Annotated in this window: 19 protein-coding genes and 1 pseudogene; 10 read left to right on the top strand and 10 right to left on the bottom strand. The window is 42.5% G+C overall.

From position 1 onward, the window contains the following. Positions 1-189: 189 nt before the first annotated feature. On the bottom strand, positions 190-855 hold the full coding sequence (locus tag E4U82_RS00890; RefSeq protein WP_135108151.1) for a potassium channel family protein: 666 nt from the start codon (positions 853-855) through the stop codon (positions 190-192). 216 nt (positions 856-1,071) lie between these two features. On the opposite strand from E4U82_RS00890, the gene E4U82_RS00885 reads away from it, so the two are divergent. Genes E4U82_RS00885 through cydC form a run of 4 tightly spaced genes read left to right on the top strand, consistent with a single transcriptional unit; the run spans position 1,072 to position 6,916 of the window. Next, positions 1,072-2,421 (top strand): cytochrome ubiquinol oxidase subunit I, encoded by a 1,350-nt coding sequence (locus E4U82_RS00885; protein ID WP_135108150.1) that lies wholly within the window; start codon positions 1,072-1,074, stop codon positions 2,419-2,421. Next, a complete protein-coding gene (locus E4U82_RS00880; RefSeq protein WP_209300518.1) occupies positions 2,418-3,431 on the top strand; it encodes a cytochrome d ubiquinol oxidase subunit II in 1,014 nt (337 codons plus the stop codon). The genes E4U82_RS00885 and E4U82_RS00880 overlap by 4 nt, the downstream gene beginning before the upstream one ends. 36 nt (positions 3,432-3,467) lie before the next feature. Next, positions 3,468-5,201, top strand: a complete 1,734-nt coding sequence (cydD, locus tag E4U82_RS00875; protein ID WP_135108148.1) for a thiol reductant ABC exporter subunit CydD — start codon at positions 3,468-3,470, stop codon at positions 5,199-5,201. Next, a complete protein-coding gene (gene cydC, locus E4U82_RS00870; RefSeq protein WP_135108147.1) occupies positions 5,198-6,916 on the top strand; it encodes a thiol reductant ABC exporter subunit CydC in 1,719 nt (572 codons plus the stop codon). The genes cydD and cydC overlap by 4 nt, the downstream gene beginning before the upstream one ends. 545 nt (positions 6,917-7,461) lie before the next feature. Here the strand turns inward: cydC and E4U82_RS00865 are convergent. Further along, positions 7,462-7,722, bottom strand: a complete 261-nt coding sequence (locus E4U82_RS00865) for a biotin/lipoyl attachment domain-containing protein (protein WP_135108146.1) — start codon at positions 7,720-7,722, stop codon at positions 7,462-7,464. Between the two features lie 139 nt (positions 7,723-7,861). Between E4U82_RS00865 and gltC the strand changes: the two genes are divergently transcribed. After that, positions 7,862-8,764: a glutamate biosynthesis transcriptional regulator GltC gene (gene gltC / locus E4U82_RS00860; RefSeq protein ID WP_135108145.1), complete on the top strand. Its 903-nt coding sequence runs from the start codon at positions 7,862-7,864 to the stop codon at positions 8,762-8,764. A gap of 106 nt (positions 8,765-8,870) precedes the next feature. On the opposite strand, the pseudogene E4U82_RS00855 reads toward gltC, so the two are convergent. From E4U82_RS00855 to E4U82_RS00840, 4 genes and pseudogenes are all read right to left on the bottom strand, one after another. Next, positions 8,871-9,187: pseudogene (locus tag E4U82_RS00855) on the bottom strand (MmcQ/YjbR family DNA-binding protein). 239 nt (positions 9,188-9,426) lie between these two features. Then, positions 9,427-11,262: an ABC transporter ATP-binding protein gene (locus E4U82_RS00850; RefSeq protein WP_135108144.1), complete on the bottom strand. Its 1,836-nt coding sequence runs from the start codon at positions 11,260-11,262 to the stop codon at positions 9,427-9,429. 17 nt (positions 11,263-11,279) lie between these two features. Next, positions 11,280-13,028, bottom strand: a complete 1,749-nt coding sequence (locus E4U82_RS00845; protein WP_135108143.1) for an ABC transporter ATP-binding protein — start codon at positions 13,026-13,028, stop codon at positions 11,280-11,282. Positions 13,029-13,415: 387 nt separating this feature from the next. Continuing rightward, positions 13,416-13,868: a redoxin domain-containing protein gene (locus E4U82_RS00840; RefSeq protein WP_135108142.1), complete on the bottom strand. Its 453-nt coding sequence runs from the start codon at positions 13,866-13,868 to the stop codon at positions 13,416-13,418. A 144-nt stretch (positions 13,869-14,012) separates the two neighbouring features. Here E4U82_RS00840 and E4U82_RS00835 point away from each other — a divergent pair, with 144 nt between their 5' ends. Beyond that, the gene (locus tag E4U82_RS00835) at positions 14,013-14,849 is read left to right on the top strand and encodes a mechanosensitive ion channel family protein (protein WP_135108141.1); all 837 of its coding nucleotides are present in this window, start codon (positions 14,013-14,015) and stop codon (positions 14,847-14,849) included. A gap of 39 nt (positions 14,850-14,888) precedes the next feature. Here the strand turns inward: E4U82_RS00835 and E4U82_RS00830 are convergent, their stop codons facing one another. The 3 genes from E4U82_RS00830 to fadH all read right to left on the bottom strand — a co-directional run bounded on the left by E4U82_RS00830 (position 14,889) and on the right by fadH (position 16,731). After that, positions 14,889-15,140, bottom strand: a complete 252-nt coding sequence (locus E4U82_RS00830; protein WP_135108140.1) for a YkuS family protein — start codon at positions 15,138-15,140, stop codon at positions 14,889-14,891. 130 nt (positions 15,141-15,270) lie between these two features. Then, the gene (gene cbpB / locus E4U82_RS00825) at positions 15,271-15,729 is read right to left on the bottom strand and encodes a cyclic-di-AMP-binding protein CbpB (protein ID WP_135108139.1); all 459 of its coding nucleotides are present in this window, start codon (positions 15,727-15,729) and stop codon (positions 15,271-15,273) included. Between the two features lie 234 nt (positions 15,730-15,963). Further along, the gene (fadH, locus tag E4U82_RS00820; RefSeq protein WP_135108420.1) at positions 15,964-16,731 is read right to left on the bottom strand and encodes a 2,4-dienoyl-CoA reductase; all 768 of its coding nucleotides are present in this window, start codon (positions 16,729-16,731) and stop codon (positions 15,964-15,966) included. A gap of 162 nt (positions 16,732-16,893) precedes the next feature. Between fadH and E4U82_RS00815 the strand changes: the two genes are divergently transcribed. The 4 genes from E4U82_RS00815 to E4U82_RS00800 all read left to right on the top strand — a co-directional run bounded on the left by E4U82_RS00815 (position 16,894) and on the right by E4U82_RS00800 (position 19,792). Continuing rightward, complete coding sequence (locus tag E4U82_RS00815; protein WP_135108138.1) at positions 16,894-17,754, top strand: metallophosphoesterase; 861 nt, start codon at positions 16,894-16,896, stop codon at positions 17,752-17,754. A gap of 332 nt (positions 17,755-18,086) precedes the next feature. Continuing rightward, positions 18,087-18,662, top strand: a complete 576-nt coding sequence (locus tag E4U82_RS00810; RefSeq protein WP_135108137.1) for an SCO family protein — start codon at positions 18,087-18,089, stop codon at positions 18,660-18,662. A gap of 357 nt (positions 18,663-19,019) precedes the next feature. Next, positions 19,020-19,508 carry a YkyB family protein gene (locus E4U82_RS00805; protein WP_135108136.1) on the top strand — a complete coding sequence of 163 codons (489 nt, stop codon included), beginning with the start codon at positions 19,020-19,022 and terminating at the stop codon, positions 19,506-19,508. 80 nt (positions 19,509-19,588) lie between these two features. Further along, entirely contained in the window at positions 19,589-19,792 is a 204-nt protein-coding gene (locus E4U82_RS00800) for a hypothetical protein (protein WP_135108135.1), read from the top strand. 35 nt (positions 19,793-19,827) lie between these two features. Here E4U82_RS00800 and E4U82_RS00795 read toward each other — a convergent pair whose 3' ends face one another. Continuing rightward, on the bottom strand, positions 19,828-20,163 hold the full coding sequence (locus tag E4U82_RS00795) for a hypothetical protein (RefSeq protein ID WP_135108134.1): 336 nt from the start codon (positions 20,161-20,163) through the stop codon (positions 19,828-19,830). Positions 20,164-20,242: the final 79 nt, after the last annotated feature.

Raw genomic sequence — 20,242 nt, 5'->3', positions numbered from 1 at the left:
TCCTCTTAAAATAGAAGATACTTTCGCTTCGTCCGAATGTGCTCTAAGGCGCTGGAGCTGAACGTGCGAAAACACTTATTCACTACTATAATCGAAAAGAATTTAAAAAAAGGGACATGAAAAAAATTAAATTTCATGTCCCTTTTTCTGTTCTCAATACGATTATAGGGGTGAAACAGATTTAAACCGTTACCGGTCGATGACAAGGTGTTTTTCAAATCTGGATATATCTTTGTCTGCTCCAATTACGATAAGAATATCTTCTTCTTTAATCACCTCATCCGCGGCAGGAGAGACATTGATATCTCCCTCCCGTTTGATGGCGACAACGTTACACCCGTATTCCGCCCGAATATCCAGTTGAACTAATGAGTTGCCACCCATTTTTGCACCTGCTTTTACCTCAACAATACTGTGATCGTCCGACAACTCAAGGTAATCAAGTATGTTATTAGAGATAATATTGTGGGCAATCCGTATTCCCATATCCCGTTCAGGATGAACAACCTGATGGGCGCCAATGCGGTTTAAAATTTTCTCGTGATAGTCATTTTGTGCTTTAACAGTAATTGATTGGACACCAAGGTCCGTTAGAACGACCGTTGTTAATATACTTGCCTGTATGTTATCACCGATCGCAACAATCACATGATCAATATTTTTGATGCCTAAATCCTTTAATGTAGCTTCGTCTGTGGAGTCAGCGATAACCGCATGTGACGCGATATTTTTATATTCATTTATTTTATCTTCATCCGCATCGATGGCCAAAACCTGCATTCCTTCTGAACTGAGTTCTTTACAGATGCTGCCACCGAAACGGCCCAGTCCGATTACTGCATAATCCCGCTTCATACCGGTCCCCCCATACTTCAATATAGCTGTTTACAGTCTACCATATTATTCGGCAATCTAACATCAAAGCGAGTTCGTGTTAACCATTTTGCTACAAAGTTTTCATTCTGTTGTCACAGTTATAAGTACGTGACCGCGTTGTAATGTTTTATACTATATATATAGGGAAAACTATGGTTCACCATATAAGGATGCGTCAAATAGGAGGTTTTAGCAATGGAATTAGATACAGTCCTGATGAGCAGGCTACTTACCGCCATGACACTCGGATTTCACATCATCTTTGCAACACTTGGTGTAGGGGTTCCACTGATGATTTCGATTGCTGAGTTGATTGGGATTAAAAAGAAAGATCCATACTACCGGCTTCTGGCAAGACGCTGGACCCGCGGATTTGTCATCAGTGTAGCTGTCGGTGTTGTGACCGGGACTGCTATTGGTCTGCAATTATCGCTGGTGTGGCCGAATTTCATGCAAGTTGCGGGGAATGTCATCAGCTTACCGCTGTTCATGGAAGTCTTTGCCTTTTTCTTTGAAGCGATTTTCCTGGGTATTTATTTATACACATGGGACCGGTTTAAAAACCAGTATATCCATTGGCTTTTTTCACTACCGATTATCATCGGGGGCGGATTTTCTGCCGTCTTTATTACCACTGTCAATGCGTTTATGAACACACCGGATGGCTTTACCGTGGAAAATGGAACGTTTGCAGCTGTTAATCCGATTACAGCCATGCTGAACCCGGCAACTCCAACCAAAGTGTTCCACGTCCTAAGTTCAGCATACTTGACCTGTGCAGCTATTCTTGCCGCCATCACGGCTTTCATGATTCTGAAAAAGAAAACAACGGCTTATTACAAAAAAGCGTTGAAACTTACCCTGACATTAACGTTTATATTTGCCGTCATAACAGCAATTGCAGGTGATTCGTCTGCCAAGTTTCTGGCTGCACATCAGCCGGAAAAACTGGCTGCAGCTGAATGGCATTTTGAAACCGAAGAAGGTGCTGATCTGCTTTTGTTCGGCTGGTTGAACGATGCACACGAAGCAATCGGTGAAATCCGCATTCCGAAATTCTTAAGTTTTCTTGCCCATGGGGATTTCAATGCTGAAGTGGCAGGACTGGAAGAGACTCCCGATGAATACTGGCCGCCGCTTTGGGTGCATTACATGTTTGATCTGATGGTGACAATCGGATTCTTCCTGCCTGCTGTCGCCTTACTGTATTTGATTTTAAGCAAACTGAAAAAACGTGATGAGCATAACAAAGGGATGCTCTCATTGATTGTCCTGAGCGGTCCATTAGCAATGCTGGCAATTGAATTCGGCTGGATTTATGCCGAGGAGGGCCGGCAGCCATGGATTATACGAGGCTATATGACGGTAGAGGAAGCTGCTACCTCCTCACCTCATATCGGACTGATGTTTTTCCTTTTCCTTGCGTTATATGTTGTCCTCGGTACATTGTGTATCGTGACTTTGCGAAAAGTCTTTCGGGACAACCCTGCCGAAGAAGAATTGGAGAAACTCTATCCATCTGTTGAAAAGGGTGATAAATCGTGAGTTATGAAATAATCGGTGTTTCGGTATTATGGATTTTCCTCTATGGTTACCTGATTGTCGCTTCAATTGATTTTGGTGCCGGGTTCTTTGCATTTTATGCGAAAGTCACGAAACAGGACCATGTGGTAAATCAGCTGATCGCACGCTATTTGTCACCTGTATGGGAAGTGACGAACGTGTTTTTCGTCTTCTTCTTTGTCGGGATTGTCGGATTCTTCCCGGAAACGGCTTATTATTATGGGACAGCCTTATTGGTGCCGGGCAGCATCGCCATCATTTTACTGGCGATCCGTGGTTCATTTTATGCATTTGAAAATTACGGCTCCAAACAAAGCACTGTTTATACCTTTCTGTATGGTGCAACAGGGCTTTTGATCCCTGCTTCTTTGTCAGTTGCCTTAACATTGTCGGAAGGCGGATTTATTAAGGAAACAAACGGAACCGTCTCATTGCAGTACTTGGAATTGTTCACAAGCCCACTGTCCTGGAGTATTGTCGCCCTTGCGATTGTATCCGTATTATTTATTAGTGCAGCCTTTTTATCATTTTACGCAGCGCGCGCCAAGGATTACCCGGCATTAAAACTGGTGCGCAACTTTGCTTTGTTCTGGAGTACGCCCGCTATCATTGCTGCTATGACGACACTAATTTTTTTGAGTCAACATAACGAAAGGCATTATGAAAGCATGCTGGACCTGTGGTGGATGTTCGGTCTGTCTGTCGGATTTTTCATGATTGCCATCTGGCTGCTGTATCGTGGGAAGCTCTACGGTATTGCATTTGTCAGTATTATGCTGCAATATTTATTCGCCTTTTTCGGTTATGGCATCGGGCATTATCCGTATTTGCTTGATCCTTATATTTCCATTCATGAAAGTGCCACACATGAATCGATGGGGATTGCTCTTGTCATAGCATTTATAGGCGGTTTGCTACTTCTCGTTCCTTCATTGATTTTATTAATGCGGTTGTTTTTATTTAACGCTGACTATGTTAAAGGTAAAAAATAGCTGACCGACAAATGTCTCCTGGAGGGTTGCAGAACTATGGACAGTTTGACAAAGATCGCTTTCAAATATAAACGGCATATGGCGTTCCTGGTTATCCTGTCTGTCATAACCGCCGTAATGGTGATTCTGCAGGCGTATTTTCTCGTAACGATTGTTGATCATATTTTTCTGCAGGAGAAGGGACTTTCTGAAATCATATGGATGCTGTTGGGGTTATTAGCTGTTTTATTGCTTCGAACAGCAGCATCCTATGCCAATGGACGTATGGGTATCGGAATGGCGGCAAACGTCAAAGCTGCGTATCGCAAGGCATTGTTGCATAAATTCTCCAAAACACCGGTCAGCCAATCACTGGAAGGCCAGTCAGGCAGCAAAGTCAGTGTCATGCTGGATGCAGTCGATGAAACGGACAGCTATTTCAGTGCATACATCCCACAGCTAATCAAGACATCGGTCATCCCCCTCTTGATTTTAGCGGTTGTCTTTACTCTGCATGTGAACACCGGCCTGATTATGATTATCACAGCTCCATTCATTCCGGTCTTCATGATCATTATCGGCATGCAAACGAAAAGCAAATCAGAAGAACAGCAGGAAAAACTGGCTGCATTTTCCGGCAGCTTTCTGGATACACTCCAAGGGCTTACCACCCTTAAATTATTCGGACGTGCAAAGGACCAGCAAGGCACCCTCCGGAGAAGCAGCCTGAGCTTCAGAGATGCCACAATGGGAATATTAAAAGTCGCTTTTACATCTTCGTTTATGCTGGAACTGATTTCAATGCTCAGCGTTGGTATTATTGCCCTTGAGTTAGCCATCCAGCTAATCATCTATGAACAAATACCGTTCTTTACTGCATTCTTTTTGTTGGTGCTCGCACCTGAATTCTATTCAACACTAAAAGAGCTGGGAAGTACGTTTCATAACGGCCGAAGCAGCATGGGCGCTGCCAGGAAAATCACAGAAGAGTTGAACCGGGCAGAGCAGCAAGTTCAATGGGGTAGAAAAAATCTTCCCGCTAAATCCGTGCCGCCTGCTATCTATCTCAACCATGCCGGTTTTAACTATGGCGATGGTCAATTTTCATTACACAATATCATGACCTCCATACCGCCTTACGGACAGATTGCTATTGCCGGTCGGAGCGGTTCCGGAAAGACGACTCTCCTCCACTTGGTTGCCGGCCTCCTCCCCACTTCAGAAGGAGAGATGATCGTTAATGGAGAACCGTTGACACATTACACTGAAAGCGACTGGTTCGGACAATTGAGTTATATCTCACAGCAACCCTATCTTTTTTCGGGGAGTATTGCGGAAAACATTGCAATTGGTGGTAACTCCAACGCCAGCCGTAAAGAAATTGAACGCGCAGCTGAACAGGCGGGGATCGCCAATCTGATTCAAACGCTGGAAAATGGCTACGATACCGATGTTGGTGAAGCAGGACGCGGGCTTTCCGGCGGGGAAGTACAGCGTCTTGCGCTGGCCAGAGCATTTTTAAAACAACCGGCCGTTATTCTATTTGATGAGCCGACAACAGGTCTTGATCTTGAAACAGAGCACATCCTGCAATCATCTATAAACCAATTGGCACAACATGCGACCGTCATTACTGTTGCCCATCGCCTTCACACAATCAGGAATGCTGAAAATATTTTATTTCTGGAAAAGGGCCGCTTGGTGGGCGAAGGAACACACCAGGAATTGGTTGAAACAACTCCGGAATACCGGAACATGGTATCTGTACAGCGGGGAGTGAAAGCAGAATGAAAAATTTAACCATGGTTATCAAATTAATGATGGTGGAAAAAAAGGATATTCTTTATTCGGTGTTGTTTGGATTTATAGCGGGAATAACAGCTGTCGGCTTATTCGCAGCAAGTGGCTATCTTATTTCCAAATCTGCTTTGACTCCGCCTTTTTATACACTGATTATTATAACATCAGCCGTGAAATTGCTCGGGATCACCAAAGCAATCGCCCGTTATGCAGAACGGTATTTTTCTCATCGGGCGACGTTTACAATTTTAAGCAATTTGCGTGTTTCATTTTTTAGTAAACTCGAACCATTAGCTCCCGGGATCTTTCAAAAATATCGAAGTGGCGACTTGTTATCCCGGGTTGTTGGAGATGTTGAAACACTGCAAAATTTCTTTCTGAGGGTCTTTTACCCACCTATCGTATTGATGCTCGTCTTTATAAGTACGATCCTGTTTACCGCGTTCTTTTCCATTTATGTGGCCATTGTTTTGTTCGTGGGGCTATTGTTGACGGTGTTTGTCATACCGGCTTTATTTGCACTAAAGCAAGTGACCATTGATCGCCGTGTGCGGGAACAAAGAGGTAAATTATCAACAGAAGCTACTGAATTCCTAAACGGTTTCCGCGATTTAAAAATATATCAGAAATTGAATGATAAAGAGCAAGACCTGGTTCAGTCATCTAATGCCTATATCAGGGCGCAAGAACAGGAAAATACGAATAAGCTATCAAGTCAATCGGTTAACGCATTCATAACCTTGATTATATCCTGGTTTGTGCTGGCATTAGGGGGATTCCTCGTGATTGATGGTCAGCTTGAAGGTGTACTGCTCGCTATGCTTGTCATGATTTCCCTAACGGTTTTTGAGGATGCCGGGCCTATGGCTGCTTTCCCAATCCACTATCAGGACAGTAAACGAGCCGCTAACCGTCTATCGGCAGTCGTGGAACAAGAAAATGAAGGTAACACCGTTGACGGTGATAAAGAGACATTGCAGTCGGATCAGGCCTTCAAGATTCATATGGAAAATGTTTCGTTTTCATTCCCGGATGAGCCGCGTCAGACGCTTAAAAACATTAGTCTGACACTGCCTGCAGGTTCCAAGACAGCCATTGTGGGGCCGAGCGGTTCTGGAAAATCGACGTTACTGCAGCTACTGTTGAACATGAATCCTCCCGATCAGGGCTCTATACATCTGGATGGGCTGTCAATCGATCAAATTGACCAGGAATCGATTTGGGCAAATTCGAATGCCGTCCTCCAGGAAAACCATTTCTTCTATGGAACGGTCAGGACTAATTTGCTGCTTGCTGGTGATACTTTAAACGATCAGGAAATGGAAGTCGCACTAGCTAAGGTTGAGCTTGATTACCTGTCACTGGATGAAGCGGTGTATGAAAAGGGCGACAATCTCTCTGGCGGAGAAAAACAACGACTCGCGATAGCACGGGCGATGCTTAAAGATGCTCATCTCTGGCTATTGGATGAACCTACCTCATCTGTTGATGCTCTGACCGAAGCAGCTATTTACCGGCATCTTTTCAACCAGGCTGAGCACGATACCCTCGTCCTTGTCAGCCACCGCCTGGCAAACCTGGAAGAAATGGACCAAATTATCGTCATGGATCAAGGTGCCATCATCGAATCCGGTACATTTGCCGAATTAATGCAGCAGCAAGGATACTTGTATGAAATGAAACAGATTGAAAAGGATTTGCTGTAAAAAAGATAACTCTCTGTTTATATAATAGGATCAGTTTCGGGAAAGAAAAGTGCTGGTGGCGAAGTGAATAATATACTGATCCGGTTGTCTCGATGAAAAGGAGATCGATTTAAGCTATAAATCATCGTGAGAAGCTCTGTCCCGGCGAAAAAGAATGGGAACGTAAGTATATTCCATCTGCGGGGCGTGAAAGCCTCACTAAGTGAAACTTCTCAAACTTATGTCGCAGTATATATCTAAAGTGCATAAAAAAACTGGGTTGCAAATTGTACCAAGGTTGTCAGGAAAACCTTTGCATGCACGCCGCAATTCACAGTTTGAGCTTATTTTATTGGTGCGAAAGTGAGTGAGGGATAAGTAAAATGATTGCAACATTAAAAATAAGGAGTTTCCTGATTTTCCAAGTAACGTTCGGGTCAAAAGATAAGGTTTCACCAATGAGGAATAGATTTTATCACGACGCTTCATTGATTTCTGCAGGCCATGTTTCTGAAGCGTTGGTGGCACTTGACGTAAAATGTATTCTTGCCGGTAAATCATATGTTTTATAAATCATCCTTTATAAAAAAGAGAACATCACCTTGGACTACGTTGTCCCCAACTTTCACAGTTAATGACTCGACTGTTCCGCTTGCCCCCGTCAGAATATGTTTCACATGCCCTTGTTCTGCACGAATCATTACTAACAATTGTTGTTCGTGAACTTGTTCTCCTGATTCGACCTTAATACTTTCCACATTTCCTTTAACCGGAGCCGTAATAATTTCTTCGTAACCCCACCGTCTCGGGAATACTTCATATTTCATCTTAGATTCATCTCCTTTAAAAATATCGTACAATTCAATATTTCCTGTATATTAATAATTATAGCTTTTCAAATCAATCGAAACAATATATAATTTAGATTAAATCAATCTGTTTATGATATGAATGGAGATGACAGGGATGGAATTGCGTCAACTACGCTATTTTATGGAAGTGGCAGAACGGGAACACGTTTCCGAGGCAGGTGTCAATTTACATGTTGCCCAATCAGCAATAAGCAGGCAAATTACCAACCTGGAGCGCGAACTTGAAGTCGATTTATTCGAGCGTGAAGGAAGAAACATTAAATTAACCCAGATTGGAAGAACTTTTTATACACATACAAAGTTTGCCATGGAGGCGATTGACAATGCCAAAAAGCAAATAGATGAATATCTGGATCCTGAACGCGGAACAATCAAAATCGGCTTTCCAACAAGCTTGTCCGGTCATCTTATGCCCAGTGTGATTTCAGCTTTTAAAGATGAATACCCGGAAGCAAGGTTTCAATTACGCCAGGGCTCGTATCGTTATTTGATCGATTCCGTCAAAAGAGGAGACATACAAGTAGCGTTTATTGGGCCGGTGCCCAAGAATGAACCTGACATCGAATCCCACATCCTTTACTCCGAACACATCCTGGCATTACTGCCGATCAATCACCCTTTTGCTGAAAGAGAAGGTGTGTCTCTTAATGATATGAAACATGAACCATTTGTCAGTTTTCCTGATGGGTATGTCCTGAATAAAATAACAATCGATGCGTGCAGACAAGCAGGCTTTACCCCTGCTATTTCTGCAGAGGGAGAAGACCTTGACGCCATTAAAGGGCTCGTCTCCGCGGGGATTGGTGTTACCCTTTTACCGGAGAGCACATTTGATGAGACCACCCCACGAATGACTGTTAAAATACCACTCGAGCTTCCGGAAATCAGGCGAACTGTTGGAATCATTAAACCAAAGAAACATACGTTGGCACCATCAGAAGAAGTGTTTTACAGTTTTGTAAAGCAGTTTTTCTCACGGTTACAGCAATTCCAATAGATTCCTTTTCTATTAGGGGATTTGCATTTCTTGTACTCTATATACATTAGTGCCGATAGTATAAATGAATTGCGATTCTGAATTGGTTTTTCAACATTAGACCCGATTAGGAGGAACACTCCTCATTATTCCTGGTTAAATTATAGCTCAACTCAATCAAATCATAAATCCCTTCTTTTATATCGGTACGTTCTAAAACAAATGTGATCCAATGTTCCTTATTCATATGATATCCAGGTAAAATATCTCGTCGTTTTCGTAAACTGCCATTTAATTCGGGAGGACATTCATCACAAGACCATACCATTTTCCGTTGGATGCATGTCTCAATACAGCATAGTTTGGAAATTTCTTAAACGGATAATCAGGCAATGTACCATAGTTTTCTTTGACGTGCTTAAAGATATCTTCTCTAGTTAACATAGCGAACCTCCTAAAAATTTAAATCTTATTCCAAATAATGACCCTGTTGTGGCAGATCAAGAATACCTTTGATGCTAATAAATTGAAAAACTCTGCCCCTTTAGTTCATGTAGCACAAGGTGCGACTATCCAGTAAGGGTAGTCGCACCTTGTCGCTATAAAACACTATATATTTTCTGCAAATATTTGAGCTATCAGTGTTTCGCAAGGCAAGGCATGAAAAATGTATGCGCTCCCCCCTACATCGCATCCAGCATTTCAAACTGTGATTTAATCAGCCCAAAATATTCACCATGCTGCCCCATCAGTTCATCATGGCTGCCTGATTCCAGTACTTTCCCATTTTCCAGTACAAAGATCTGATCGGATTCCCGGATGGTTGACAGACGGTGCGCAATAATGATTGCCGTCCTCCCTTTCAAGAGTCTTTGCAAGGCAGCCTGGATTTTCACTTCGGTCTCGGTATCAATACTTGAAGTCGCTTCATCAAGAATCAATATTTTGGGATCCGCCAGCAATGCCCTCGCAAATGATAATAATTGGCGCTCCCCTGCCGAAAGAATGTTGCCACGTTCTTCTACCTCTGTTTCGTATCCGTTTGCCAGTCGCTGGATGAAATCGTCGGCTCCGACCACTTTGGCCGCCTCTATGACTTCTTCATCCGTTGCATCCGGCCTGCCGAATCGGATATTTTCTATAATGTTGCCTGAGAAAATAAACGTATCTTGCAGCACAACACTGATCCCGCGGCGCAAACTATTTAGTCTAACATCACGCAAATCGTGCCCATCAATTTTGACAGCACCTTTTGTCGGGTCATAGAAACGGTTGATCAGATTGGCAATTGTCGATTTGCCGCTCCCCGTATGGCCGACCAGGGCAACCGTTTGCCCTGCCTTAATATCCAATGATATTTCATGCAGCGCCGTCCGTTTGGCATCATAGGAAAATTCCACATGATCAAATTCAATGTGCCCTTTCATATCCTTTAAATCTTTACCATCTTCCTTGTCTACAACGTTCGGCTGTTCATCCAGAAACTCAAAAATACGTTCGGACGCCGACATGGCCATCAACAGCTGATTATACATCTGGCCGAGCCGGGAAATCGGCTCCCAGAACATACCGACATAAAAACCGAATGATACAAACGTTCCAATCGCAATACCTCCATTTGCCTCACCAAGCAAAATTAGATAAGCACCATAAGCAATCAAAATAATGCTGCCGAGCGCATTGCTCATTTCAACAAACGGACCGAACATTGCGCTTTTCTTTTCGGCGATACGCCAGCTTTTAAAATTATCGGTATTTACGCCCTCAAAATATTCTTGATTGGCTTTTTCCTGAGAGAATGACTGGGTAATCCGAATCCCCTGAATGCTTTCATTAAGATGAGAATTTAAGCGTGATTGCTGAATACGCACATCCTGCCATGAACGCCGAATATTCCGTCTCAGCTTGGTTGAAATATAAAACATGATTGGCAGGATAACCATGATGGCAAGTGCCAGTTTCGGACTCAGCACCAATAAGATAACAATAATACCGATAAGCGTCACAGCGTCCATCAGCAGATTAATGATCCCATTTGTAAATAATTCCTGCAGGGAGTTGGTATCATTCATAATCCGCACAATAATCGAGCCACCGGAACGTTTATCAAAAAAACGGTGTGACAGCCGCTGGATGTGCGAAAATAAATGCTGCCGCAGATCATAGATAACATTCTGACCTAATATGTTGACCCACTTGATTCGAAAAACATTTCCAATGTAGCTCAAAAGATACATGACAGCAATTCCGATCACCATGTACGTAAGCATTGTCAGATCTTCATTGGCAATGACAATATCAAAGACAATTTTACCAATCAGAATCGGCACAATCAGCCGTACAGCAGTCGAAATGAACATTGCGATAATAGCACCAGGCAGATATGTTTTGGAATATGGTTTCAAATACGTTAACAGACGCCACATTTGCTTCCAGTTGAACGGTTTTTCCACCGCGTGATCGACCGTATAATAAAACCGATTTAAGTGACGATTTTTCTGTGATGTTTGTTTTGACATGAGCGTTCTCCCCCCTCTTAAGTTGCTGTGTCCATAATTTGCTCCCGATCCTGATACTGAATATTGTAGATCCGTTCATATGGGCCTTTATGATGCACTAAGTCGTCATGCCTGCCGCGTTCGACGATTTCCCCATCCTCCAGAACCAGTATTTCATCGGCATGCTTTAGCGACGAGATACGATGCGCAATAATAAAAGTGGTCCGCCCTTTCATGACCTCTTTTAAAGCTTTTTGAATCTTAAATTCCGTTTCCATATCAACCGCCGAAGTCGCATCATCAAGCACTAAAATACTCGGGTTAATACAGATAGCCCTGGCAATGGCAATGCGCTGTTTTTGTCCGCCGGATAATCCCATCCCGCGTTCGCCCAGCATCGTATCGTATCCGTCCGGCATTTCCATAATAAAGTCGTGGGCCTGTGCTCGTTTGGCGGCATCGATAATCTGCTCTTCCGGAATTTCGGGGTTGCCATACCGGATATTTTCCCTAATGGTTGTTGAAAACAGAAATGATTCCTGCAGAACAAAGCCAATATGCCTGCGCAGTGTTTTTAGCTGATAATCAGAAACCGGCCTTCCGTCAACCAGAACCTCACCTTTTTCAGGTTCATAAAAACGGGGGATCAACTGTGTAATACTCGTTTTGCCTGAACCGGTTGGTCCACTTAGACCGATGACTTTTCCTGGCGGTGCATCAAAAGTGACATGTTTAAGTGCCTTATCGTCATCTTCCGTATACGTTAATGTGACATTTTTGAATGTGACATGACCGGCGACTGATCTATCGATTGCACCATCCTTCTCAGTCACATCTTCTTTTGCTTCCAAAATTTCAAGAATCCTTTCCCCGGATGCCTTTGCCTGCGAAAACATGTTAATCACAAAACCAAGATTCATCAGCGGTCCCATGATATACCATACGAGGCTGAAAAAGGCCACAAGAGTACCAAGCGTCAGATCATCGTTAATAACCAGAAAACCGCCATATGCCAAGAGCAGCACCACACTGGCATTTCCGATGAATTCCATCACCGGAAAATACTTCGCCCATATACTGGAAGTAAACAAATAGTTCTGACGATAATTATCATTGCTATCCGAAAACCTTCCGACTTCAAAATCCTCTTTTGATAATGACTTTACTGTATTCATACCGCTAATATTTTCCTGTACACGTGTGTTCAGCCTGCCAAATGATTTACGAATTCCTCTGAATGCCGGATGAACCCGTTTATCAAATTTATAAACAACAATCGCCAAAAAAGGCATGGCAGCCATCGTGATCAATGCAAGCGGGATTGAATAATAGAACATAACCCCTAAACTGAGAAGAATAAGCATGGAGATCTCAATAAGATCAGAGATACCAAATGAAATAAAATTACGGAAACCTTCTACATCCGTCGTTTTACGGGACATTAGATCTCCTGTTCTGGCATTATCATAATATTTAAATGATAACACCTGCAATTTTTCATACAATGCTTCCCGAAGCTTATAAACAACAGTTATTCCAAATAAATCACCCAGATATTGGTGAAAAAACGAAGAAACCCCTTTTATAAGCATAATGAAAAAGAATCCTGCTGCAATATACGGGATCAGTGAATATCGTTCTTTGAGCACGACTTCATCAATCGTTAGTTGCAACACAATCGGATAAACAATGGTAATGGATACAACGAAAAACAAAAAGAACAGCGATGTGAAGAAATATTTTTTGTATGGCCAGTAGAATTGCTTTAATTTTTTGAAAGTGTCCATAGTGTTTTCCCTCCCCGATGACTTTTCATAATATCTAATATAACGGGTTCCGAAATAAAATGCTACACCTTTTACACATTTTTTTAAATTTTTTAATTGCATAATAGGTCACGCAGCTGCAGCAAAAAAATACTTCTGCCTGATGTAGCAGAAGCGTCATTTTCGTTTTTAGAGGTTGTTCAAAAAGTCCGGTAAACATGACAATGGATAGAATAACTTCTACTAAAACCGCCCACGCTCTGTGACGAGCGCCCAAGCCACCCCTAGAATTCGCACTGTCTCGAACTTTGACGCGATTGACGTGCTAGTGCAGGAACCTTTTATTGCCGCCCGGGAACTTAGTCTGCCGGTCCTTCTCATCCTCCTTTTGAACACACACTTGATCATTTAATTTTCTGTTTCGTTAAGAATCCGGTTAACCCGTTTCTGGAGCATTTGTATTCCGCCATTCCCTGAATGCCGGAATCTTAGTTTTCCGCTTGTATCAAACAGATAATAAGCCGGTACATACCTATTATTGAATTGATTCGTTAATGTAGCGTTATGGTCGACAAATATTGGCTGTGACATGTTGTGTTCTTTTGCAACACGTCGAACTTCAGCTAAATCCTTATCGCGTTCCGTCCGTGGCATGTGAATAGCAATCGTGTTTAGTTGACCCTGATAAAAATCACACAATTCATTCACCTTTGGTATCGTTTTTTTACACGTATCACAGCTGACTGACCAAATGTAGATAAATACCGGTTTCTTGCCGGTAACATCCTGTTTGGACAGTGGTCTACTATTGAGCCATTTCGTTGCACCATCCAGTTCCGGCATCTCATTTCTTAATCTCACCTTGATGACCTCCATTTATTGATATGTTTCCTATATTGTATATGCTGGATAGCTTATTCCTGTAACTGAAAATTCGGAGCATGTTTTTATTTGCTGAAGTTAGGGTAAATTGTTATCATCTATGCAGGTTGAAGGAGGATACATATGGAAATTTTCGGGATTGATATCAGTCCAGCAGGCTTACTGGAGACTGTTGTGCCTGCTGTATTAAAAATCGGTTTGCTAATCCTGGCATTTATTATCCTGCTGCCAATTGGCAAAAAGTTGATAAAAAAAGCCATCAATAAAGCCGGATCAAATCAAAAAATAGCCCCAACACGGGTTAAGACATTGGAAAAGTTATTACAAAACCTATTTGCCTATGTCATGTTTTTTGTATTTGTTTTAATGCTATTTGGCATATTCAATATCCCACTCGGACCACTGCTGGCCGGTGCAGGTATTATTGGACTCGCTATTGGCTTTGGCGCACAGGGGCTTGTCAGTGACGTTGTTACCGGATTTTTTATTCTGCTGGAGCGACAACTGGAGATCGATGACTATGTAACAACAGCAGGCTATGATGGGATTGTAGAGGAAATCGGTTTACGAACATCAAAAATCCGCAGTTTTGACGGGACCTTGAATTTTGTTCCGAACCGCTATATTGAAGGCGTGGCAAATCACTCCCGCGGCAACATGCGTGCACTTGTCGACATTAGTATTCGATATAATGACAATGTTGATGAAGCCATTAACGTTCTGGAGCAAGTATGTGCTGAATTCAAAGAAGATGATCGTTTCAAGGAAGGTCCTGATGCAATCGGGGTTCAAAGTTTTGGTTCAACTGATATCGTACTGCGTGTTGTCGGCCAGACTGAGAACGGCCTTCAATGGGAATGTGAACGTGCTATGCGGAAACAAATTAAAGCAGCTTTTGATCATGCAGGTATTGAAACACCATTTCCACAGCAAATTACCATCCGCAATAATCAGGAATAATTTAAAAAGCTTCGGTTGCAATCGAACCGAAGCTTTTTACTATTGCTGTTCATGTAATCTGTCATTCACCATTTGACAAACTTCCTGGGCATTATAGCCGTCTGCATTGATGACTGTGCCGGCAATACTCGTTGTTGACATGCCCATAACATCTTTATCCTGCCCCGAAATGACACAGCAATCACAATAGGCGGTGTCATCCTCTGATTGTAAGTCAACCACATCATGTCCCATTTCTGCAAGAGCTTCTTTCACATCGCTCAGTGTTTCTTCCACGCCAATACGCGCCATTGTTCCATACCTCCTCTGTTTCAAAAATCGTGTCACAGGTAGCTTTTCTCAAACAGAATAAGATATGCGGGAATCTAACCGGAAATAGCGTGAATCGTATCCCCCAACGAACAGCCGCCAGGAGTGCCTTTTATTGAATGTTACTATACGATTTAAATGTATAATAATCCCGTTTCAATTGCTTTAAAATAACACGTCTGGTCAGTATGCCATCAAAATAGCCGTTCTCATCAGCGACACAGACGAATGGGTAATTGATAACCACTTTCAACCCTTCCATAAACGTGTCCGATTTTGACAGACATGGAATATCCGAGTACATCGCTTCGTGTACTTGCATCTCGGATAATTGTTCCATTTCAAACCGCTCCAACCCCAACACCTTATTTAAAATGCGTGTTTTGCCGATTGTGCCAACCAGTTTATAAGATGAATCCAAAACAGGAACGGCGGAGTATCCCGATTTCACAAGTATGAGCAGAGCATGTTCCAAAGGGTTATTGACTTGGACATGTGCTACTTTTTCTGAGGAGATCATCAAATCGTCAATCACAATATCTGTTAATTTCTTATCCTGTGTTGTACTCATAATAAAACGCTCCTTTTCAAATCCCAATCAGTCAGGCGTTTATTATATTGACCATATTTACAGTTTACCATAGTATATGCCGTTATAACATTATCCGCTTTCTTTGCAATCGCTTCCATAAACGATAGTCAGCAATGGTCAATATTTCAGCTATAACATTGGTGACTTCTATCATCACTTACTGTATCTTATGCACATTTAAATTGAAAATAAGAATGTCCTGTATACCTATTTCTAAAATGGGTGGTGATTGAGCCACTGCCCTCCATCCATTGTAACGACTTCCCCATTTATATATGCTGCCTTTTCAGACAATAAATAATAAGCCAGTTCCGCAATTTCCTCAGGTTTGCCAAGTCGCTTCAATGGAACAGAACGAATCGTACGTTCTGCAGCTTCCTCTGATTGCCATAACTTACCAGCGCCGCCTGTCCGTTCAATTGGCCCTGGCGCAATGGCATTAACACGGATGCCGTATTTACTCCCCCATTCGACCGCCAGTGTTCGTGTCAAATTAAGCACGCCGGCTTTAGCCGCAGATGAATGAGCTACACCTGCACCCGCACTCCACGCGTACGTCGCAACCATATTCAGGATAGACCCCTTCACATCATGATCAATCCAGTACTTGCCGACTTCACGGCTGCAATAAAAAGTTCCGTTCAATACGATATCAATGACAGCGTTCCATCCATTGACAGACAAGTCTTCAGCTGGGGCGATAAAATTTCCCGCAGCATTGTTTACAAGATGGTCTATTCCACCGTACTGGCCGACCGTTTCCGCTACCATTTGCTCAACATCTTCCGGCTTACGCACATCCATTGAAATCGGATACACTTTTCCGTTTGCCGTTTTTTCCAGTTCCTGTCGTGCTGCCTGCAGCCGTTCTTCATCCCGGCCTGTTATCACTACATTGGCACCTTCATCAGCAAATTTCGCAGCCATATATTTGCCCATACCATTTGAGCCGCCTGTCACAATAACCGTGCTGTACTTCATCGTATCCACCTCTTGTCTTTTAAATCTCTCTATCATTATCATAAATTCCCCTGATTAGGAAGTCAAAATATTAACAGTTTATAACATTATTAAATTTCACTGGCATCCTATATCAATTCGATTTAAAATAAGTATGATACTGATTCTGAAAGGTAGAAACGTATGAACAGACGCACGTTCTTAAAGAGATCAATTGGAAGTCTGCTTACCTTCCTTGGATTAAGCGGCGGCACGTATTACTACGCACACGATATAGAACCAGGTATGCTTGACATAAACCATGTCAACCTTGCATCCGGCAAAATTCCAGAAGCCTTCCATGATTTTAAAATGGTTCAGTTTTCTGATACACACATCGGTTATCATTACACAATCGAACAATTTTCGGAACTCGTCAGTACAATTAATGCTCAAAATCCGGACTTAATTCTGTTTACCGGCGATCTTGTTGACGAACCACATACCTATCAGTGGGATAACGAAATCATCCAACTACTTCGGCATTTAAATGCAAGATATGGAAAGTACTGGATATATGGGAATCATGACCATGGTGGTTATGGGACGGATATTGTCAAAAATGTGATGGACAAGGCTGAATTCAACTTACTGCAAAATGATTATACCACTATAGAAATTGACAATCAGCAAATTACGCTGGCAGGGATTGATGATGTGATGCTGGGAAAACCGAACCTTGAAAGCACGTTATCCAATGCAAACCCGGAATTATATACCCTATTGCTTGCGCATGAACCAGACTATGCGGATAATACCGTTCATTTCCCTGTTGACGTCCAACTGTCAGGCCACAGTCATGGCGGCCAGGTCCGTTTACCATTGATTGGTCACCTGTATACCCCGCTTTATGCGCATAAATATGTGCAGGGTAAACACACATTTCAAAACAGCAAACTGACGTTGTTTGTTAATCGCGGTATCGGCACAACCCGGCTGCCGTACCGATTTTTGTGCAAACCGGAAATTCATACGTTCACACTTAAAGCTGGCGGCACAACATAACAGCTGCAACTCTTTATCAGCGCACATTCGTAACACTTTGTTCATAGTTTTTTGCCCAAAAACATGCTACACTTAAAAATAGTTACAATTAGAAGTGCAGGTTCAAGAAGAAAGATAAAAAGGATCGGCAGGCTAAGTTCTCGGGCGCCAATTACAGCACTAGCACGTCAATTGTGTCAAACTTCAAGGCGGCGTGAGCTTCCGAACGCGGGGTTCTCGTGCTTGTAGTAAGTTCTGCAGTTGACAATTGGCTTGGGTGGTCTTAGCAGTGGATCCCCCATTGATGTGTCCTTTTTACCGGACTTTTTGAGCAATCCTTAGGAGGAAAACACATGGCACAATTGAAATGGGTTTTTCCGCTGTTATTATTTGTTACATTTTTAAGTGCTTGCGGCGATCAATATGATGGTGATTTTTCCTATCAAATACAAGACTTCGCATTTACAAACCAGGATGGCGAAGAAGTCAGTAAAAGTGACTTGGAAGGCGAATTCTGGGTTGCTGATTTTATATTCACCAATTGTACAACTGTTTGCCCGCCCATGACCGCCAATATGTCGTCTTTGCAGGATCAGCTGAAAGAAGCAGGCCTTGAAGATGTTAGGCTTGTCTCATTCAGTGTTGATCCTGCTAATGATAATCCGGAAACTCTAAAAAAATATGCTGCTTCACGCGGCGGAACATTTGGAAACTGGAACCTTCTTACAGGTTACGACTTTGAGACCATCAAAGAATTTTCCGTTAAATCTTTTAAATCAGCGGTTGAACAACTACCTGATTCAGATCAGGTCATGCACGGAACGAGCTTTTTCATCGTCACCCCTGAAGGAAATGCCATTAAAAACTATGATGGCCGGAATGCTGCAAATATGGAAAAAATAGTAGAAGACATCCAGGCTATGAAATAAAGGGAAACTTTATTCAGTGGGCGCTTTTCCCACTGAATGCTAGTTGAACAGAATCGGGCATTTATGGACAGTCAGCCGCCGTTTTTTGGCGGATTACTGTCCATTAGATGCGGGGAAAAGGGAAATCCCATTCAGTGGAGCCCTTCGCCACTGAAGTAAAGGAACAAAGGCTAAGTTCCGGATTGGCAACGCTTTTGTGACTTGCATCGTGCAGGTTCAGAGCTAAACAATAACGGACGTGCGGCATAATACGTCTTGAGCGGGTATAACTGCCCGCTCTTTTTATATTGAATTTAGACTGGCAATAAGGTACGCTAGATAAGCAAGACTATTTAAATAGAAAGGAGCATCCTTTGCATGTATAAAAAGGAATCAATACCGCTTGACGAGCTAGGCAAGGCGCTTTTTACCATCAACCGCCACGCTAAAACAGCTCCGGATCCCAAACACCTTTATTATATTAAGAAGAAATCAATTAACCGCTTATTAAACGAAAAACGTGCCGAAAAAATTGGCTTGCACTTTTCCAGCAATCCCAGGTTCAGTAACCAGCACTCGACACTTTTAGTTAAAGTGGACAAGTATTTTTTTCATATCCCCCCAACGAAAGACGACTTCAAAAAACTGGAACATCTGGGTGAACTGGATCAAAACTACCGGAATCCTCCAACAAAGATGTCACTTTCACAGGCAAAAAAAATCGTCTACCGCTATATAGACTGGCAGCCGGATAATAGGCGTCAGAACATCCCAAAAAAGACAAAATACAGATCTTCCTATTTCACCCCTTCTTCTTTGGGAAAAATGGACTGGCCCCCCGGTAAAACGAAACGAAGAACACGTTAAAAGCGCTTGCCTGCCAAGTGCTTCTTTCAGGTTTAACCGCTGTATCAGTCGGGGTATAGTATAAAAAGGAGGTTTCATAGATGACTATCGAGTTGGAGGACTTTTTGTATGAACTTAAAAATTATACCGAACAGACACATATTTTCAAGGATGCTTATGAACGCCTAACACCGACGGAACGGGAAAAAGTTTCCGCTATCGCCCCATTTGACGGCCCAATGCCCGATGAAGCACACCAAAAAGCCGTTGAATGGCTTCGACAAATGCAGAAAAACACCGAATGACAAGCAGAAATGAATAGCGCAGAAGTGCGTATAGGTCATGCGCGCTTCTTTCTGTTGCGGAAAATATATTGAAACAAATGGATAATCCCCAGAGAACCCCCGAATACTGCAATACTGCGCAATGCAACCTCCAATAAAGGTAATTGGAAAACAGTTGTCAGAACCATCCCTCCTAACAGGAATACCAATATCAGCAAACTGCTCATGGCATAGTTTAATAATGTAACTGATTTTGATACAACAATCCATCTTATGAGTGGCCGAATAAGGAAGTAGACAGCAGCTATTCCTGTAAAAACGAATATGTATGTGACATCCATTTGTTCCGGAAGCAAATCCGCCATCCTCATTGTCCCAAACCAATCAAACACTTGCATCATCCTCCCCGTCAAGTTACTATTCAATATAAACCAATCCATTTCGTATTATACGTATCAACTATTTGATATA

The organism is Lentibacillus salicampi (genome assembly GCF_004565465.1).
Classification (GTDB): domain Bacteria; phylum Bacillota; class Bacilli; order Bacillales; family Amphibacillaceae; genus Lentibacillus; species Lentibacillus salicampi.
The sequence above is the reverse complement of the archived record's forward strand: the minus strand, read 5'-3'. Positions and strand labels throughout refer to the sequence as shown.

What these genes read in the sequence shown, in the direction of transcription:
- E4U82_RS00890 (WP_135108151.1), bottom strand. Translation starts at nt 855, where the DNA reads ATGAAGCGGGATTATGCAGTAATCGGACTGGGCCGTTTCGGTGGCAGC.
- E4U82_RS00885 (WP_135108150.1), top strand. Translation starts at nt 1,072, where the DNA reads ATGGAATTAGATACAGTCCTGATGAGCAGGCTACTTACCGCCATGACA.
- cydD (WP_135108148.1), top strand. Translation starts at nt 3,468, where the DNA reads ATGGACAGTTTGACAAAGATCGCTTTCAAATATAAACGGCATATGGCG.
- cydC (WP_135108147.1), top strand. Translation starts at nt 5,198, where the DNA reads ATGAAAAATTTAACCATGGTTATCAAATTAATGATGGTGGAAAAAAAG.
- E4U82_RS00865 (WP_135108146.1), bottom strand. Translation starts at nt 7,722, where the DNA reads ATGAAATATGAAGTATTCCCGAGACGGTGGGGTTACGAAGAAATTATT.
- gltC (WP_135108145.1), top strand. Translation starts at nt 7,862, where the DNA reads ATGGAATTGCGTCAACTACGCTATTTTATGGAAGTGGCAGAACGGGAA.
- E4U82_RS00850 (WP_135108144.1), bottom strand. Translation starts at nt 11,262, where the DNA reads ATGTCAAAACAAACATCACAGAAAAATCGTCACTTAAATCGGTTTTAT.
- E4U82_RS00845 (WP_135108143.1), bottom strand. Translation starts at nt 13,028, where the DNA reads ATGGACACTTTCAAAAAATTAAAGCAATTCTACTGGCCATACAAAAAA.
- E4U82_RS00835 (WP_135108141.1), top strand. Translation starts at nt 14,013, where the DNA reads ATGGAAATTTTCGGGATTGATATCAGTCCAGCAGGCTTACTGGAGACT.
- E4U82_RS00830 (WP_135108140.1), bottom strand. Translation starts at nt 15,140, where the DNA reads ATGGCGCGTATTGGCGTGGAAGAAACACTGAGCGATGTGAAAGAAGCT.
- cbpB (WP_135108139.1), bottom strand. Translation starts at nt 15,729, where the DNA reads ATGAGTACAACACAGGATAAGAAATTAACAGATATTGTGATTGACGAT.
- fadH (WP_135108420.1), bottom strand. Translation starts at nt 16,731, where the DNA reads ATGAAGTACAGCACGGTTATTGTGACAGGCGGCTCAAATGGTATGGGC.
- E4U82_RS00815 (WP_135108138.1), top strand. Translation starts at nt 16,894, where the DNA reads ATGAACAGACGCACGTTCTTAAAGAGATCAATTGGAAGTCTGCTTACC.
- E4U82_RS00810 (WP_135108137.1), top strand. Translation starts at nt 18,087, where the DNA reads ATGGCACAATTGAAATGGGTTTTTCCGCTGTTATTATTTGTTACATTT.
- E4U82_RS00805 (WP_135108136.1), top strand. Translation starts at nt 19,020, where the DNA reads ATGTATAAAAAGGAATCAATACCGCTTGACGAGCTAGGCAAGGCGCTT.
- E4U82_RS00800 (WP_135108135.1), top strand. Translation starts at nt 19,589, where the DNA reads ATGACTATCGAGTTGGAGGACTTTTTGTATGAACTTAAAAATTATACC.